Genomic DNA, 12,352 nt, shown 5'->3' on the forward strand with positions numbered 1-12,352 from the left:
GGCATGCGGGCGGGGCGAGCGGGCACGCGGTCGGCATGGCCGGTGACACGGACGACGACGCACGGGTCCGCCGCCCCGGGGCGAACGGGCATCGGACGGTGCCGCACACCGCTGACGTGCGCGTCGAGGCGTGGGGTGCGAGCCGGGAGCAGTGCCTGGTGGAGGCGGTGCTGGGCATGGTCGAGTGCTTCGCCGACCTCTCGGGGCAGCGGGCGACCGCCGTACGGCAGGTGCAGGTGGCCGAGTGCAGCGACGACGACCTGCTGGCCGCGCTGCTGGACGAGGTGGTCTTCCGGCTGGAGGTGGACGGTGACGTGCCGGTGGACGTCGAGGTGGAGGCGGTGGAGGGCGGGCTGGACGTGCGCATGGCGGTGACGGACGTGCGGTCGGTGCCGGTCATCGGTGCCGTTCCGAAGGCCGTCTCCTGGCACGAGCTGCGTCTGGCCCCGGGCCCCTACGGCTGGTCGTGCGCGGTGACGGTCGACGTCTGAGCGCTTCCGGCGGGCGGCCGCGCCGGTCATCCCTTGACCACGCCGAGGGGGACGAGGCGGGCCACCTTCCGGCACAGTCCCGCGCCCTCGCTCGCCGCCACCACCTCGGTGACGTCCTTGTACGCCTCGGGGGTCTCCTCCGCGAGGCCGCGCCACGACAGCGGGCGCACCGCGACACCGTCCTCCTCGAGCCGCGCCCGCAGCTGCTCGCCGCCGATGGTGCGGGCGGCCTGGTGGCGGCTCATCACCCGGCCCGCCCCGTGACAGGTGGAGTGGAAGGCGCCGCCGCCGGGAACGCCGGTGAGGACGTACGAGGCGGTCCCCATGGTGCCGGGGATGAGCACCGGCTGGCCCACGGACCGCAGGTCCTCGGGCAGTTCGGGGTGGCCGGGCGGGAACGCCCGGGTGGCCCCCTTGCGATGCACGCACAGGCGGCGCGGCACGCCGTCCACCGCGTGGGTCTCGACCTTGGCGAGGTTGTGGGACACGTCGTACACCAGCGTGAGGCGGGCGCCCGCCTCACGCCGGAACACCCGGCGGGCGGCCTCCGCGAGCAGCTGCCGGTTGGCGCGGCCGTAGTTGGCCGCGGCGGCCATCGCGCCCAGGTAGGCACGGCCCTCCGGCGAGTCGGCCGGCGCGCACGCCAGCTGCCGGTCCGGCACGGTGATCCCGTACCGGGCCATGGCCTTGTCCATCATCCGCACGTGGTCGGAGCAGATCTGGTGCCCGAGCCCCCGGGAGCCACAATGGATCATCACACACACCTGGTCGGCCGCGAGCCCGAACGCGGCGGCGACGGGCTCGTCGTAGACCTCGGTGACCTGCTGCACCTCCAGGAAGTGGTTCCCCGACCCGAGGCTGCCGACCTGGCCGAGTCCCCGCTCCCGGGCCCGCGCGTCGACCTGGCCCGCGTCCGCGTCGGAGACCGCCCCGCCGTCCTCGCAGCGCCGCAGGTCCCGCTCCTCCCCGTGGCCCTCCTCCACCGCGTACCGGGAGCCGCCCCGGAGGATTCGTTCCAGCTCACGACCGGTCACCGGCCAGACCCCGCCCGGTCCGGCGCCGCGCGGGACGACGTGGCCGAGGCCGTCCATGAGCGAGTGCAGCACGGGATCCAGGGTCCGCCGGTCGCAGTCGGCCGCGAGCAGCCGCACTCCGCAGGAGATGTCGAACCCGACGCCACCGGGCGAGACCACGCCACCGTCGTCCACATCGGTGGCGGCCACTCCCCCGATGGGGAAGCCGTAGCCCCAGTGGATGTCGGGCATGGCGTACGAGGCGTCCACGATGCCCGGCAGGGTCGCCACGTCGACGACCTGTCGCAGTGATTTCTCCGCGTCCCGCAGCAGTTGCCGGGACGCGAACACCAGGCCCGGCACCCGCATGGTCCCCCGGCGGGCGATACGGAATCGGTAGGGGCCCTCTTCCACGTACTCCATCGCAGCCTCCCGGAGCGGCCGATGTCCCCCGCACCGCCTGCCGTGTTTCCCGCGCCGTCCCGGACAAACACCATGCGCCGCGTCCCGGGCGCGCGGGGCCCCACCGGGTGACTGCTAGCTTCCTGTGCCATGCGATCACATGACTATGACCTGGACTTCCGCGATCGGGCCCGGCGTGTACGCGCCTGGGGCGCCGGGCTGTTGTCGGTGGCCGGTCTGCTGTGGACGTGGTGCGCGGTGCTGCTGCTCATGCCGTACGAGGTCGACCGGACGCCCGACGACCGTTACCCGGAGGAGTGCGAGTCGCGGTTGCTCACCGACGGCGATACGGCCAACGACGGGGTGCGGCGCGGCGAATGGTGCGAGAACGAGCGGGACTGGCCGGAGGCCTTGGCGGTGCTCGGCCTGTCGATCCCGGTCTCGCTCGCCGGGGCGATGCTGTTCACCAGCGGCAGCGTGAGCGGTCGGATGAGCGCCCACTCCGAGGCCATGCGCGTACTGGACGGCCTCGCGGACCGGCCGTCGTAGCAGCCGCGCCGGGGCCGTGACGGACGGGGGACGCCCTCCCCGCGGGGAGGGCGACTCCGGCGAGCAAGCACAAAAGTTGAGCCTGCACTTGTCAACTTGTCTGGTGCGAGCTATATAGATGTCGAGCAAGCCGACCAGCCGCGTCTGGACGGCTACGGATGACGAACACGAGGAGGCGATGACTCGATGCTGATGCGGACGGATCCCTTCCGTGAGCTGGACCGCTTTACTCAGCAGCTCTTCGACGGCACGCGTCGGCCCGCGGCCATGCCCATGGACGCCTGGCGCGAGGACGGCTCGGTGCGGGTCATGTTCGACCTGCCGGGCGTCGATCCCGACACGGTGGACCTGAAGGTCGAACGGAACGTGCTGACCGTCCAGGCCGAGCGCAAGCCCGTAACCGGCGGGGAGGGCATCGAGCCGGTGATCTCGGAGCGGCCCACCGGCACCTTCACCCGGCAGGTCTTCCTGGGGGAGAACCTGGACACGGAGCACATCGAGGCGACGTACGACGCGGGAGTGCTGAGCCTGCGCATCCCGGTCGCCGAGCAGGCGAAGCCGCGCAGGATCGAGATCGTCAGCGGCGACCGCAAGGAGCTGGTGTCCTGACCTCCTCCGGCGGGGAAGCCCGCGCGGAGGTGCGCCCGCCTGGCGCCGCACCCCTACGTGGCCGACGCGGAAAGGACACCTCTGCGGCCCCGTCGCCCTGGCCGGCCGTCCTCTTGGCGGCCGGCCAGGGCGTGTGCGTCCGGGTCCGTACGCCTCGCGCCCCGCCCCGTCGGGGACCGGTCTACCGCGACCGGGACCGGGCCGCGCCGCACGAGGGCCCGGGGCACTGGGCCGGTCACAGGGACACGGCCGGGGTGAGACCGCTGGGCGGGGCCGGCGTCTCGTTCGACGACGCGTTGAGGACCGCCGTGAGGAGCAGCCCCACCAGGGCGATGACGACCACGATCAGTGTGGCCCTGGCGCGACGGCTCCGCTTGGGTTTCGCCGGGGCCGCGTCGCCACCCCGGTCCTCCCCGGACCCGGAGAACTGGGCGTTGAGCGTGTCCATCCGGGCGGCGAGCTCGGGATCGTCGCTGGTGAGCCCCCGCTCGATCCACTCGATGATGCGCCCTTCCGGCTCGCGTTCCATGGCAGCACCTGCTTCATGGGAAGGAGTCACGCGCGGGAGGGTTGCTCCCCATGCTCCTATTCTCCCTCACTGCGCCCGCAGCGGCCCGTGGGCGTCCTCAGCCCGCGGTGACCTTGGCCGCGAACGCGTCCAGGTTGCCCGTCATGCGGGCGACGCGCTCCTCTACGGTGAGGGACTCCTCGTACCGCCCGGAGCGCAGCTTCGGCTGCCGCTTGCCGCGGACGTACAGGGGACAGGCGAGGTCCGAGCACACGTAGATGCCGACCGTGTTGCCCTCACGCCCTCGCGCCCCCGCCAGCGGGGCGGCGAGCAGGGTGACCCCGGAGGAGGCGTGTCCGGTGAGGCATATCTGGCAGAGACTGGACTTCACCGCGCTGGTGCGCCCCACCGCCGGAACACGCAAGGTGATCCCCAGCGGGCCGTCCGCGCGGGGCAGGACGAGATGGGCCCTCAACGGCGCGGCGGGATCCACCCACCCGAGAAAGTCCAGCTCCTCCCAGGGAAGGTCGGCGAAGCCGGCGGGCAGCTTCAGCCTCATGGCCTCGCCCTTGGTGCAGTTCACGAAGGACGAGCGGATCTGTTTCTCACTGAGCGGTTCCACGGGCGTCGACCCTACGCATGGGTCGGCCGAGGCGCACCCCGATAAAGGCCGCCGCCCCACCCCGCCGGATGCCCGCAGCCCGTAAATCCCTGCGTGCAGGGGGTGTTGGGGTCCTACCATGATCAGCCATGCCCACGAACGCAGAGATCATCGCCGGCGCCCTGGACCGGATCACGGCCGGATACGTCTTTCCCGGGAAGACCACGTCCATCGACACCGCGATCCGGCAGCGTCTGGATGCCGGAGACTACGACGGCCTGGAGGGCCCCGCGCTCTGCGCGACGGTGACCGCACATATGCAGGAGGTCTGTCCGGACAAGCACCTCCGGCTGCTGTGGACGGACGAGCCGCAGAACCTGGACCGGGCGACCGATGACGAGGGCCGGTCGGCCTTCCTCGAACTGCTGAGGGCGGAGAACCAGGGCATCCGGCGCTTCGAGCGGCTGGACGGAAACATCGGGCTCATCGACATCCGGCGCATCGCGTACGCGGACGAGGGCGGCCGGGCCATCGGCGCGGCCATGGAGCTGGTCGCCCTGAGCTCCGCCCTGATACTCGACCTTCGCGCCTGCCGGGGCGGCGCCCCGGAGGGCGCGGCGATGTGGTGCAGCTACTTCTTCCCCGACGACCAGGTGCACCTCAACGACATCTACGACCGCTCCACGGACTCCACCCGCCAGTTCTGGACCACCGCCCACCTCCCCGCCCCGCGCTACCTGGACCGGCCGGTGTACGTGCTGACCAGCGCCCTCACCTTCTCGGGCGGCGAGGACGTGGCGTACACCCTCCAGGCCCACGGCCGGGCCGCCGTGTACGGCGAGACGACCCGTGGCGGTGCCCATCCCACGGCCCGGTACCCGGTGTCCGAACACGTCCTCGTGACCGTCCCCACCGCCCGCACCGTCAGCACGGTCACCGGCACCAACTGGGAGGGCGTCGGGGTCGCCCCCGACGTACCCGTTCCCGCCGGCCAGGCTCTCGAGACGGCGCACCGGGCCGCACTCCGCGCACTCGGCGCCTGAGCCCCGTACCTCCGGATCCCGGACGGCGGTTTCGGCTTCGGCCGTCTCGTCGGTCATGGCGCGAGGGGTACGGAGGGTGCTGCCGCGGTCCTTCGCGGGCGCGAGCCCGCCGTCGGTGGGTCGGCACCGGCCCGCTCCCGGCCGGCCCGATCGGCCCGACCGGCGCCGGCCCGGTGACCGGCGTCAGCCGTCGATGATGCCCAGCTCGGTGTCGGGGCGGCACACCGGGCACGCCTCCACCTGCTCCGCAAGGGCCCGCCGCGCTGTCTCCTCCGACGCCCCGGTCGCCCTTCGGCCGGCCAGCTCGCAGTTCCCGATGTGCACCTTCACCGGTGTACGGCCGGCGTCCAGGCTCCGCTGGACGCGGTACGGCGGCGGGGTCGGCGGAGCCGTACGCTGCTGGATCTCCCTCTGGCGGGCCTTCGCCGCGCGCTGCTGCCTGACGTGCATGATCTGCACGGTCAGGTACGCCTCGATGGCGGCCAGCCGCTCGTCGTCGGGCGGGTACGGGGACGGCAGTGGGTCGGACATGGTCCTGTCCTGTCGGACGTCGTCGGCGGGGGCACGGGGTCAGGCGGCTTCGTCGACGTCATGCCGCGGCGTCGCCGGCCGCCGCGTGACGGCCTTCAGCTCGGAGCGGGCCCGTACGCGCTCCTCGGCTTCGACCTTGTACCAATAGGCGTGTGTGCTGATCCGGAGGGACAGCTCGACACACTCCGTTCGCAGGCGCGCGACTGCTTCCTTCTCCTCCTCGGTCCAGCCAGGGCCCTCCGGCCGGCCGGCGGTGACCTGCCCGGTACGCGCACGCGCGGCGCCCGGCCGGCCGGTCACCGGCTCGACGCTCCAGGGCAGCTTGTGACAGAGGACGGCGAGCTCGGCGGTCGCCTGGTGCAGGCGGGTCTGCGCGGCACGCAGATCTTCGGGGAAGTCAGTTCCAGCCATGGCCAGAATCATACGCCTGTTCGATTCACCACGGCGGGCGGTACTCCACGACCATGCCCGGCCCCGCGACAGGAGCGGCGGCGGGACGACCACACCGATGCCCGGATCAGGGACCGCGCTCCGCACGGAGCGTGGCCGTCCCCTCGCATGGGGTGTGGCCGTCCCCTCGCATGGGGTGTGGCCGTCCCGCCGCACGAGCCGTGGCCGTCCGGCCGGACGCCCGCCGGACGTCAGGCCGAGACGATGTTCTCGGCCTGCGGCCCCTTGCGCCCCTCGGCGACGTCGAAGGTCACCTTCTGACCTTCCAGCAGCTCGCGGTACCCGGCCCCCGCGATGTTGGAGTAGTGGGCGAAAACATCCGGTCCACCGCCGTCCTGGGCGATGAAGCCGAAGCCCTTCTCACTGTTGAACCACTTGACCGTTCCAGTAGCCATACCGGCCTCCTATACCTGAACGGCCCGCACCGTGCGGGCCCGGAGAGTGCGGGCCCGACATGGGGTGTGACAGCACAAACGCCCGTGATCGCGATCACGGGCGCAGACTTCGGAACCACGACTTCTCTGCCTCCGACCGTACCCGAACAGTGCTCGTCCCGCTACGCAGCGCACACGACCGGCGTGTGTCGTCCGCCGCCCCGCGTGGCGAGGGTGGTCCGCCGGGCGCACGCTGGGATGAGTGGATGTCTCCGATCTTCCGCACCGAGGAGGTGGCTTCCCCATGACGGAGCCGAGCGGTTCGAAGAACCCCACTGCCGACCCGGCGGAACGGGGCAGGACGACCATCGCGGACGGAGTGGTGGCCAAGATCGCCGGAATGGCGGCCAGAGAGGTGGACGGCGTCCATGCTCTGGGCGGCGGCCTGGCCCGCACCGTGGGAGCGGTGCGCGACCGCGTACCGGGCGGACGCGCGAGCGTCACGCGCGGCGTCAAGGTCGAGGTCGGTGAGCGTCAGAGCGCCATCGATCTGGAACTCGTCGTCGAGTACGGCGTCGCCATCGTGGACGTGGCCGGTGACGTGCGCGAGAACGTCATCGAGGCGGTGGAGCGCATGACGGGCCTCGAAGTCGTCGAGGTGAACATCGCCGTGGACGACGTCCACCTGCCCGAGGAGGAGGACGAGGAGGAGGAGTCCTCGTCGGAGGGGCGCGTCAAGTAGCCCCGGCCCCCCGGCCCGCAGGGGCTCCGGCCGCAGGGGCTCCGGCCCGCGGGGCTCCGGTCCCGCCCGGCGATCGTACGCGGAGAGGCAGGCACCAGCCGGTGGGAAGCCGCTGCTGCCTGCCCTGTCGCCCGCGCGGTGCGCCACTACATCGGGTCGGTGTTCCCGCCGGCCATGCCGCGCTCCTGCTCGCTCTGCTCCTTGAGGCGACGGGCCTTGTCCCGCAGCCGCTGGCGGTCGTGCGGGTCGGTGGCGCGTTCCGCCGCCTGCTCAAGCTCCTGCGCCTTGGCGCGCATCTGGTTGATCCGGTTGCCGGGTTCGTCCGCGATGCTCATGGGGATCCTGCCTTCCGTTCGGGTGAGGCCGCTCGAGGCGGGGCCAGATCAGCCAAACAGAGCCTCCCCACATCCGCATCCCGGGCGGTCACCCATCGTCACCGGCGCGTGCCCCGCCCCGTCGGGGGTATCGGAAGGTGGAGCAGACCGACCTGAGTTGGGGGCGTGTGATGGCGCGGACGCAACTGCGCGACAAGGCGGTACGGGACCGGCGGGGAACGCCCCGGTGGGGCCGGGTGGCGGCCATGCTGTTGGCCTTCGCGGGGATGGTGGCCTTCGCCGCGGTACTGGCCCGGCTGACCCTGGAACCCTCGGCCGCGTCCGAGTCGTTGACGCACACCAACCTGCGGCCGGGTGACTCCATCCGCGACTACCTCTCACAGCCCGCCTTCCGGGACACCGTCAAGCAGCTCGGTGGCAACATCCTGCTCGGTGTCCCGTTCGGCGTGCTGCTGCCGGTGCTGGTGCCCCGCGCTCGCGGACTGCTGCGCGTCGCGGTGGTCACCGCGCTGGTGATGCTGCTGGTCGAACTCGTCCAGGGTGCTCTGATCACCGGGCGGGCGTTCGACGTCGATGACGTGCTGCTCAACACCACGGGCGCGTTGCTGGGTTATCTGTTGATCGGCCGCCGGCTCGGCAGGGCCGTACACCCCAGGCGTCACCACTGGTGGCACCGCTTCACCGGGGGGCCGGAGACCCCGCCGGCCGAGCGGTAGCGCACGGCGGACGCCTCCGCCCGGCCGATGGGCCGCTTCGGTCCGGCGGTCAGGCACTCAGGTGCTCGGCCGGCCCGGCGACCAGGTGGCCAAGTGGGTCAGAAGAACGCCCGGTCGCCTCCGAAGCTGACGGCCACGTGGTACGCCTGGGCCGCGTTGACGCAGTTCAGATGCGCCAAGTAGGTGGCGTAGGTGTCCTGGCAGACCCGCTCCATCTCGGTCCGGAACTGGCTGTCGATCCAGTTCTTCGTCTCGCGGGTCGGGCTGAGCCTCAGTTCGTGGTTGGCGCCGTAGTTCCGGTAGCCGAAGTCGTGCTGCACGCAGGCGGGGCGGAACACCTGGCTGTAGGGGGCGTATCCGACGGGTACGGAGCAGCCGTCCGTCGTCCAGTTGAACGGCTCGACGCGCGGCGTGCGGGCGAAGTCGCGGTAGGTGAGGTTCATGATCCTGTCCGCCTCCTCCCGCACGGCCGGGTCCGCGACGGGGACGGGTACGGTGCCGGCGGCGACACTGGTGCCTGCCGTGGCGACGACGCCGCTCAGGGCAGTGGTGGTAGCGAACGCGAGCGCGGCGACGGTCGTCGAGAGCTTCCGGCGCATCGGGCCTCCTGGGAGTCAGTCGTGGGCGACGAGGTACGCCCAGGAGTGCAAACGATCAGCCGGTTGCGAGGTTGCTGAAAGTCGCCTGTACGGGGCACGGACCACTGGCGCGGCGCGATCCGCCACCCGCCACGCGGACGCCCCGGCCCCGTCGGCGCGTCAGATGCGCCAGCCCCGGATCCGGTCCGCCGCCTGGTAGACCGTCGCTTTCGCCGCCTGGATGTCGCGGACCAGCTCCACCAGCGCTCCGTAAGGGGCGTCGATGCCCTCACCGGAGGCGTGCATATAGGCGACCGTCACCTGACAGGCGTACAGGGAGTTGCGGTGCGGCAGGGGCTGGAGGCGTACGAGGGTGTGGAGGAGGGCGGCGGCGCGCCAGGCCGGGTCGGGTTCGGCGGTCGTGGGGCGCGGGATGCGGGTCTTGTGCCGGGCGACGGCGGCGACGAGGGCGGAGTAGTCCGCCACGGACACGTCTTCCGGCACGGCCTGCTCCTGCACGTCCAGGAGCCAGGGCACGTCGATGTAGAACACCATCAGGCGGCCGCGCCTCCCCGCCGCTCCTCGGCCCGGGGGACCTCGTCGGGGAAGGCGTCGTCGAACTCGGCGCGGTGGGCCTCACCCCAGGAGACGGCGTAACGGACGAACTGGCGTCGCTGCCGTTCACGGAGGGGGAGGTCGTGGACGTACTGCTTGAGCGATTTGCCTTCGGCGGCCGCCGCGGCGCGGACCTCCGCCAGCTCCTCGTCGGTGAAGGTGATGTTCAAGGACGGCATACCCGTGATGGTACCTAGTAGGTACCGGACCGGCCAGGGCGAGGCGGCGGCGGCGTGGGACGGGCCCCGGGACGCGTCAGGCCGGATGCCCCGGCGAGAGGCCGGCGACATCGCTGAACATGACGAGCGGAGGCCGCCCGGGCGCGGGCGGGGACGCCTCGACGGGGTCCAGGAGGAAGGCCACATGGTCCCCGCCGTCGATGCGGCTGTGTACGCGGCCGACGAACCAGGCGCAGGTGCCGGGCAGGACGGGAGCCCCGCCGGGCCCTGGCCGCCACGTGATCCGCTCGAACTTGTCGATCTCGTCGCCCGTCTCGCCACCGAACAGCCGGGCCACTTCGCCCTGTTCCCGGTGGAGGAGGTGGACGGCCAGATGAGTCGCTCCCCTCGCCACGCGGAAGGTGCGGTTGGCGGTGGACAGCCACACGGCGAAGCGGGGCGGCCGGATCGAGCACTGCGAGGCGAAACCGACGAGACAGCCGGCCCGTTCTCCGCCGGTCTCGGCCGTCACGACGTACATCGGATAATCCAGCAGGGCGCTGAACGCGTCGAGTTGGGCCATGGGACGACACTAGCGCGCGTTCCCGCCGGGCCGGGCTCGCGGTGCCGGGGCGGCGGCGAGCCCGGAAGCCGGTTCGGCCCCTCGGTGGGGCGGCCTGCGTCAGCGCACGTGGACGTTGATGACGGGCGAGACGACCCGCTTGCGGCTGTCGACGAGGCGCAGCTTGTTGTGGCCCTTCATCCCGAGCACGACGCGCATGCTGTAGGTCGAGCGGGACGTGGTGTTCATCGACGCGGGGAGCGTCACCCAGCGGCCGTGCTGCTTCTGCTGCAGGGTGACCCTGCTGCCCGGCCGGAGGCTCTTGACGACGCCCCGGACGCGGAACTGCTGCCAGGCTCTCACGCTCTTCACGGTGGCGTTGGCCGACGCGGTCGTGGGCGCGGCACCGACCGCCGGCTTCTTCGGCGCGGAGGCCGGGGACGTGACCGCCACGGCCGTTCCGACCGAGCCGGCGATCAGCGCGGCGGCGGAGATCGCGGCGCCCCAGGTACGTGCGAACTGACCCATTGCTATGTCTCCCAAGCGTAGGGGGGTGGCTTCAGCGGGCTCACCTTAAGCACGTGGACCGATAACCGGATTATTCGACACGAACCGGATAATCCATCCAGCGTCAACCCCAGTGCTGGGAGTAGTGCGCGCGGAGGTGTCCGCGGTCGGCGCGCTCGGTGAGGAGCCGGCCGACGGCGAGCAGGGCGAGCAGGCTCACGCCGATGATTCCCAGGCCGGGAACGAGCCGGCGCGTCCCGGCGATGCCGGCGACCGACCGCTGTCCCGTGCCGCCCGGCGGTGCGACGGCCTGGGCGGGCGGCACGGCACCGGCGGGGGACGGAGGTGCCGACGGGGGCGCGGACGGGGCGACGGCGGTGTTCCGGTCGGCCGCCGGGCGCCCGTCGATGATCCGTACGCCCAGTGCCGTCAGAGCGGAAGTCACGGGCTGGAAGAACGTCATGCCGCCCTCCGTGCAGTCGCCGTTGCCGCCCGAGGTCACGCCCAGGGCGAGACCCTCTGCGAGGAGCGGGCCTCCGCTGTCCCCCGGCTCGGCGCACACGGTCGTCGCGATCAGGCCGGAGACCGTGCCCTCGCGGTAGTTCACCGTGGCGTTCAACGCGGTCACCCTGCCCGAACGGAGCCCTGTGGTGCTCCCGCTGCGGAAGACCTCCTGGCCGACGACCGGGTCGGCAGCGCCGATCACCGGAACGCTCCGGCCCTGGCCGATGTCGACGGCGTTGGTTCCGTCGAAGGCCCCCCGGTCGTCGTACCGGACGAGGGAGAAGTCCTTGCCCGGGAAGCTGCGGGCGACCGTGGTCCCGAGCCGTCCGCCGTCCTGGGTGCCCCGGAACCAGGGCGTGCCGACCGGTCCGCAATGCCCGGCCGTCAGAAGGAAGTTGTCCCGCCCGTCCGTGACGTTGAAGCCCACGGAACAGCGGCCGGTTCCGTTGAAGATCGGGGCCGCTCCGTCCACCCGGGTGGTGAAGGCGCCATCGGTCCGCTGCGTGCGGACGAAGTCACCCGCCCGGTGCGCCACGTCGGACATACGTGACCAGTCGCCGGCGGACACGGTGCGGTCCGCGTACACCGTGACCTGGTTGGAGGCGTAGTCCACCGCCCAGGCGGTGCCGGGCACCCTGGGGGCCCGTGCCAGGGTCTCGGTGGCCGCTCGGAGGTCCTCGGCGCTGTGCCGCTTCACCACGGCCCGTGCTCCCGCCCGCCGGACCTCGGCGGCCGTGGCGTCGTCGGTCACGGCGACGACCGGGCGGCCGTCCGCCCCGATCCAGCTTCCGGCGGTACGCGCGGTGCCCAGCCGGTCGACGAGTTCCGCCGCTGCTCGGGCGGGCGGGGCGGTGTCGGCGGGTATGCGGCCACTCGGCGTCGGCTCACCCGCCACCGCGCTCGACACCATCAGCCCGCCGCAGAGCAACCCGCCTTACAGCCGCCAGCCTGATGGCCCGCCGGAGGGTGCGCCGCCCGTGCTTCATCCATGGCCCCCAATGCCGTACCGGTGCGAGAGGAGAAGGTCGCCCTCCCATACGTGCCGCCGCGCCGTTCGGTTCATC

At 72.2% G+C, this 12,352-nt stretch carries 19 protein-coding genes; 6 read left to right on the plus strand and 13 right to left on the minus strand.

From position 1 onward, the window contains the following. Positions 1-35: 35 nt before the first annotated feature. Positions 36-491, plus strand: coding sequence for an archease (locus ABD347_RS15955; RefSeq protein ID WP_344361531.1), 456 nt, complete (start codon positions 36-38; stop codon positions 489-491). Positions 492-517: 26 nt separating this feature from the next. Here the strand turns inward: ABD347_RS15955 and ABD347_RS15960 are convergent, their stop codons facing one another. Beyond that, positions 518-1,927 carry an RtcB family protein gene (locus tag ABD347_RS15960; RefSeq protein ID WP_344361533.1) on the minus strand — a complete coding sequence of 470 codons (1,410 nt, stop codon included), beginning with the start codon at positions 1,925-1,927 and terminating at the stop codon, positions 518-520. A 129-nt stretch (positions 1,928-2,056) separates the two neighbouring features. Here ABD347_RS15960 and ABD347_RS15965 point away from each other — a divergent pair, with 129 nt between their 5' ends. Beyond that, positions 2,057-2,455, plus strand: coding sequence for a hypothetical protein (locus ABD347_RS15965; RefSeq protein ID WP_344361536.1), 399 nt, complete (start codon positions 2,057-2,059; stop codon positions 2,453-2,455). Positions 2,456-2,641: 186 nt separating this feature from the next. After that, a complete protein-coding gene (locus ABD347_RS15970; protein ID WP_344361538.1) occupies positions 2,642-3,064 on the plus strand; it encodes an Hsp20/alpha crystallin family protein in 423 nt (140 codons plus the stop codon). 235 nt (positions 3,065-3,299) lie between these two features. Here the strand turns inward: ABD347_RS15970 and ABD347_RS15975 are convergent, their stop codons facing one another. Then, positions 3,300-3,593 (minus strand): DUF3040 domain-containing protein, encoded by a 294-nt coding sequence (locus ABD347_RS15975; RefSeq protein WP_344361541.1) that lies wholly within the window; start codon positions 3,591-3,593, stop codon positions 3,300-3,302. A gap of 97 nt (positions 3,594-3,690) precedes the next feature. Next, a complete protein-coding gene (locus ABD347_RS15980; protein ID WP_344361544.1) occupies positions 3,691-4,194 on the minus strand; it encodes an FBP domain-containing protein in 504 nt (167 codons plus the stop codon). A 128-nt stretch (positions 4,195-4,322) separates the two neighbouring features. Between ABD347_RS15980 and ABD347_RS15985 the strand changes: the two genes are divergently transcribed. After that, positions 4,323-5,216: a S41 family peptidase gene (locus ABD347_RS15985; RefSeq protein WP_344361546.1), complete on the plus strand. Its 894-nt coding sequence runs from the start codon at positions 4,323-4,325 to the stop codon at positions 5,214-5,216. A 183-nt stretch (positions 5,217-5,399) separates the two neighbouring features. Here ABD347_RS15985 and ABD347_RS15990 read toward each other — a convergent pair whose 3' ends face one another. The 3 genes from ABD347_RS15990 to ABD347_RS16000 form a co-directional block, all read right to left on the minus strand. Further along, entirely contained in the window at positions 5,400-5,747 is a 348-nt protein-coding gene (locus ABD347_RS15990; RefSeq protein ID WP_344361549.1) for a DUF6233 domain-containing protein, read from the minus strand. 39 nt (positions 5,748-5,786) lie between these two features. Continuing rightward, positions 5,787-6,158, minus strand: a complete 372-nt coding sequence (locus tag ABD347_RS15995; RefSeq protein WP_344361552.1) for a hypothetical protein — start codon at positions 6,156-6,158, stop codon at positions 5,787-5,789. A 230-nt stretch (positions 6,159-6,388) separates the two neighbouring features. Further along, the gene (locus ABD347_RS16000) at positions 6,389-6,592 is read right to left on the minus strand and encodes a cold-shock protein (protein WP_344361553.1); all 204 of its coding nucleotides are present in this window, start codon (positions 6,590-6,592) and stop codon (positions 6,389-6,391) included. 283 nt (positions 6,593-6,875) lie between these two features. Here ABD347_RS16000 and ABD347_RS16005 point away from each other — a divergent pair, with 283 nt between their 5' ends. Next, positions 6,876-7,313 carry an Asp23/Gls24 family envelope stress response protein gene (locus tag ABD347_RS16005; protein WP_344361555.1) on the plus strand — a complete coding sequence of 146 codons (438 nt, stop codon included), beginning with the start codon at positions 6,876-6,878 and terminating at the stop codon, positions 7,311-7,313. A 146-nt stretch (positions 7,314-7,459) separates the two neighbouring features. Here ABD347_RS16005 and ABD347_RS16010 read toward each other — a convergent pair whose 3' ends face one another. After that, entirely contained in the window at positions 7,460-7,648 is a 189-nt protein-coding gene (locus ABD347_RS16010) for a DUF6381 family protein (protein WP_344361558.1), read from the minus strand. Positions 7,649-7,818: 170 nt separating this feature from the next. On the opposite strand from ABD347_RS16010, the gene ABD347_RS16015 reads away from it, so the two are divergent. Next, a complete protein-coding gene (locus tag ABD347_RS16015; RefSeq protein WP_344362356.1) occupies positions 7,819-8,364 on the plus strand; it encodes a VanZ family protein in 546 nt (181 codons plus the stop codon). Positions 8,365-8,462: 98 nt separating this feature from the next. Here ABD347_RS16015 and ABD347_RS16020 read toward each other — a convergent pair whose 3' ends face one another. From ABD347_RS16020 to ABD347_RS16045, 6 genes are all read right to left on the minus strand, one after another. Beyond that, entirely contained in the window at positions 8,463-8,963 is a 501-nt protein-coding gene (locus ABD347_RS16020; protein ID WP_344361561.1) for a phospholipase A2, read from the minus strand. 159 nt (positions 8,964-9,122) lie between these two features. Next, complete coding sequence (locus tag ABD347_RS16025) at positions 9,123-9,497, minus strand: toxin Doc (protein ID WP_344361563.1); 375 nt, start codon at positions 9,495-9,497, stop codon at positions 9,123-9,125. Continuing rightward, on the minus strand, positions 9,497-9,736 hold the full coding sequence (locus ABD347_RS16030) for a hypothetical protein (protein ID WP_344361565.1): 240 nt from the start codon (positions 9,734-9,736) through the stop codon (positions 9,497-9,499). The genes ABD347_RS16025 and ABD347_RS16030 overlap by 1 nt, the downstream gene beginning before the upstream one ends. Positions 9,737-9,812: 76 nt before the next feature. After that, entirely contained in the window at positions 9,813-10,298 is a 486-nt protein-coding gene (locus tag ABD347_RS16035; RefSeq protein ID WP_344361567.1) for a flavin reductase family protein, read from the minus strand. 99 nt (positions 10,299-10,397) lie between these two features. Then, positions 10,398-10,805: a hypothetical protein gene (locus tag ABD347_RS16040; RefSeq protein ID WP_344361568.1), complete on the minus strand. Its 408-nt coding sequence runs from the start codon at positions 10,803-10,805 to the stop codon at positions 10,398-10,400. A gap of 103 nt (positions 10,806-10,908) precedes the next feature. Then, entirely contained in the window at positions 10,909-12,198 is a 1,290-nt protein-coding gene (locus ABD347_RS16045) for a S1 family peptidase (protein WP_344361570.1), read from the minus strand. Positions 12,199-12,352: the final 154 nt, after the last annotated feature.

The organism is Streptomyces gobitricini (assembly GCF_039532985.1).
In the GTDB taxonomy this organism is placed as follows: domain Bacteria; phylum Actinomycetota; class Actinomycetes; order Streptomycetales; family Streptomycetaceae; genus Streptomyces; species Streptomyces gobitricini.

Coding starts and splice junctions, on each gene's coding strand:
- ABD347_RS15955 (WP_344361531.1), top strand. CDS start 36: ATGGCCGGTGACACGGACGACGACGCACGGGTCCGCCGCCCCGGGGCG.
- ABD347_RS15960 (WP_344361533.1), bottom strand. CDS start 1,927: ATGGAGTACGTGGAAGAGGGCCCCTACCGATTCCGTATCGCCCGCCGG.
- ABD347_RS15965 (WP_344361536.1), top strand. CDS start 2,057: ATGCGATCACATGACTATGACCTGGACTTCCGCGATCGGGCCCGGCGT.
- ABD347_RS15970 (WP_344361538.1), top strand. CDS start 2,642: ATGCTGATGCGGACGGATCCCTTCCGTGAGCTGGACCGCTTTACTCAG.
- ABD347_RS15975 (WP_344361541.1), bottom strand. CDS start 3,593: ATGGAACGCGAGCCGGAAGGGCGCATCATCGAGTGGATCGAGCGGGGG.
- ABD347_RS15985 (WP_344361546.1), top strand. CDS start 4,323: ATGCCCACGAACGCAGAGATCATCGCCGGCGCCCTGGACCGGATCACG.
- ABD347_RS15990 (WP_344361549.1), bottom strand. CDS start 5,747: ATGTCCGACCCACTGCCGTCCCCGTACCCGCCCGACGACGAGCGGCTG.
- ABD347_RS15995 (WP_344361552.1), bottom strand. CDS start 6,158: ATGGCTGGAACTGACTTCCCCGAAGATCTGCGTGCCGCGCAGACCCGC.
- ABD347_RS16000 (WP_344361553.1), bottom strand. CDS start 6,592: ATGGCTACTGGAACGGTCAAGTGGTTCAACAGTGAGAAGGGCTTCGGC.
- ABD347_RS16005 (WP_344361555.1), top strand. CDS start 6,876: ATGACGGAGCCGAGCGGTTCGAAGAACCCCACTGCCGACCCGGCGGAA.
- ABD347_RS16010 (WP_344361558.1), bottom strand. CDS start 7,648: ATGAGCATCGCGGACGAACCCGGCAACCGGATCAACCAGATGCGCGCC.
- ABD347_RS16015 (WP_344362356.1), top strand. CDS start 7,819: ATGGCGCGGACGCAACTGCGCGACAAGGCGGTACGGGACCGGCGGGGA.
- ABD347_RS16020 (WP_344361561.1), bottom strand. CDS start 8,963: ATGCGCCGGAAGCTCTCGACGACCGTCGCCGCGCTCGCGTTCGCTACC.
- ABD347_RS16025 (WP_344361563.1), bottom strand. CDS start 9,497: ATGGTGTTCTACATCGACGTGCCCTGGCTCCTGGACGTGCAGGAGCAG.
- ABD347_RS16030 (WP_344361565.1), bottom strand. CDS start 9,736: ATGCCGTCCTTGAACATCACCTTCACCGACGAGGAGCTGGCGGAGGTC.
- ABD347_RS16035 (WP_344361567.1), bottom strand. CDS start 10,298: ATGGCCCAACTCGACGCGTTCAGCGCCCTGCTGGATTATCCGATGTAC.
- ABD347_RS16040 (WP_344361568.1), bottom strand. CDS start 10,805: ATGGGTCAGTTCGCACGTACCTGGGGCGCCGCGATCTCCGCCGCCGCG.
- ABD347_RS16045 (WP_344361570.1), bottom strand. CDS start 12,198: ATGGTGTCGAGCGCGGTGGCGGGTGAGCCGACGCCGAGTGGCCGCATA.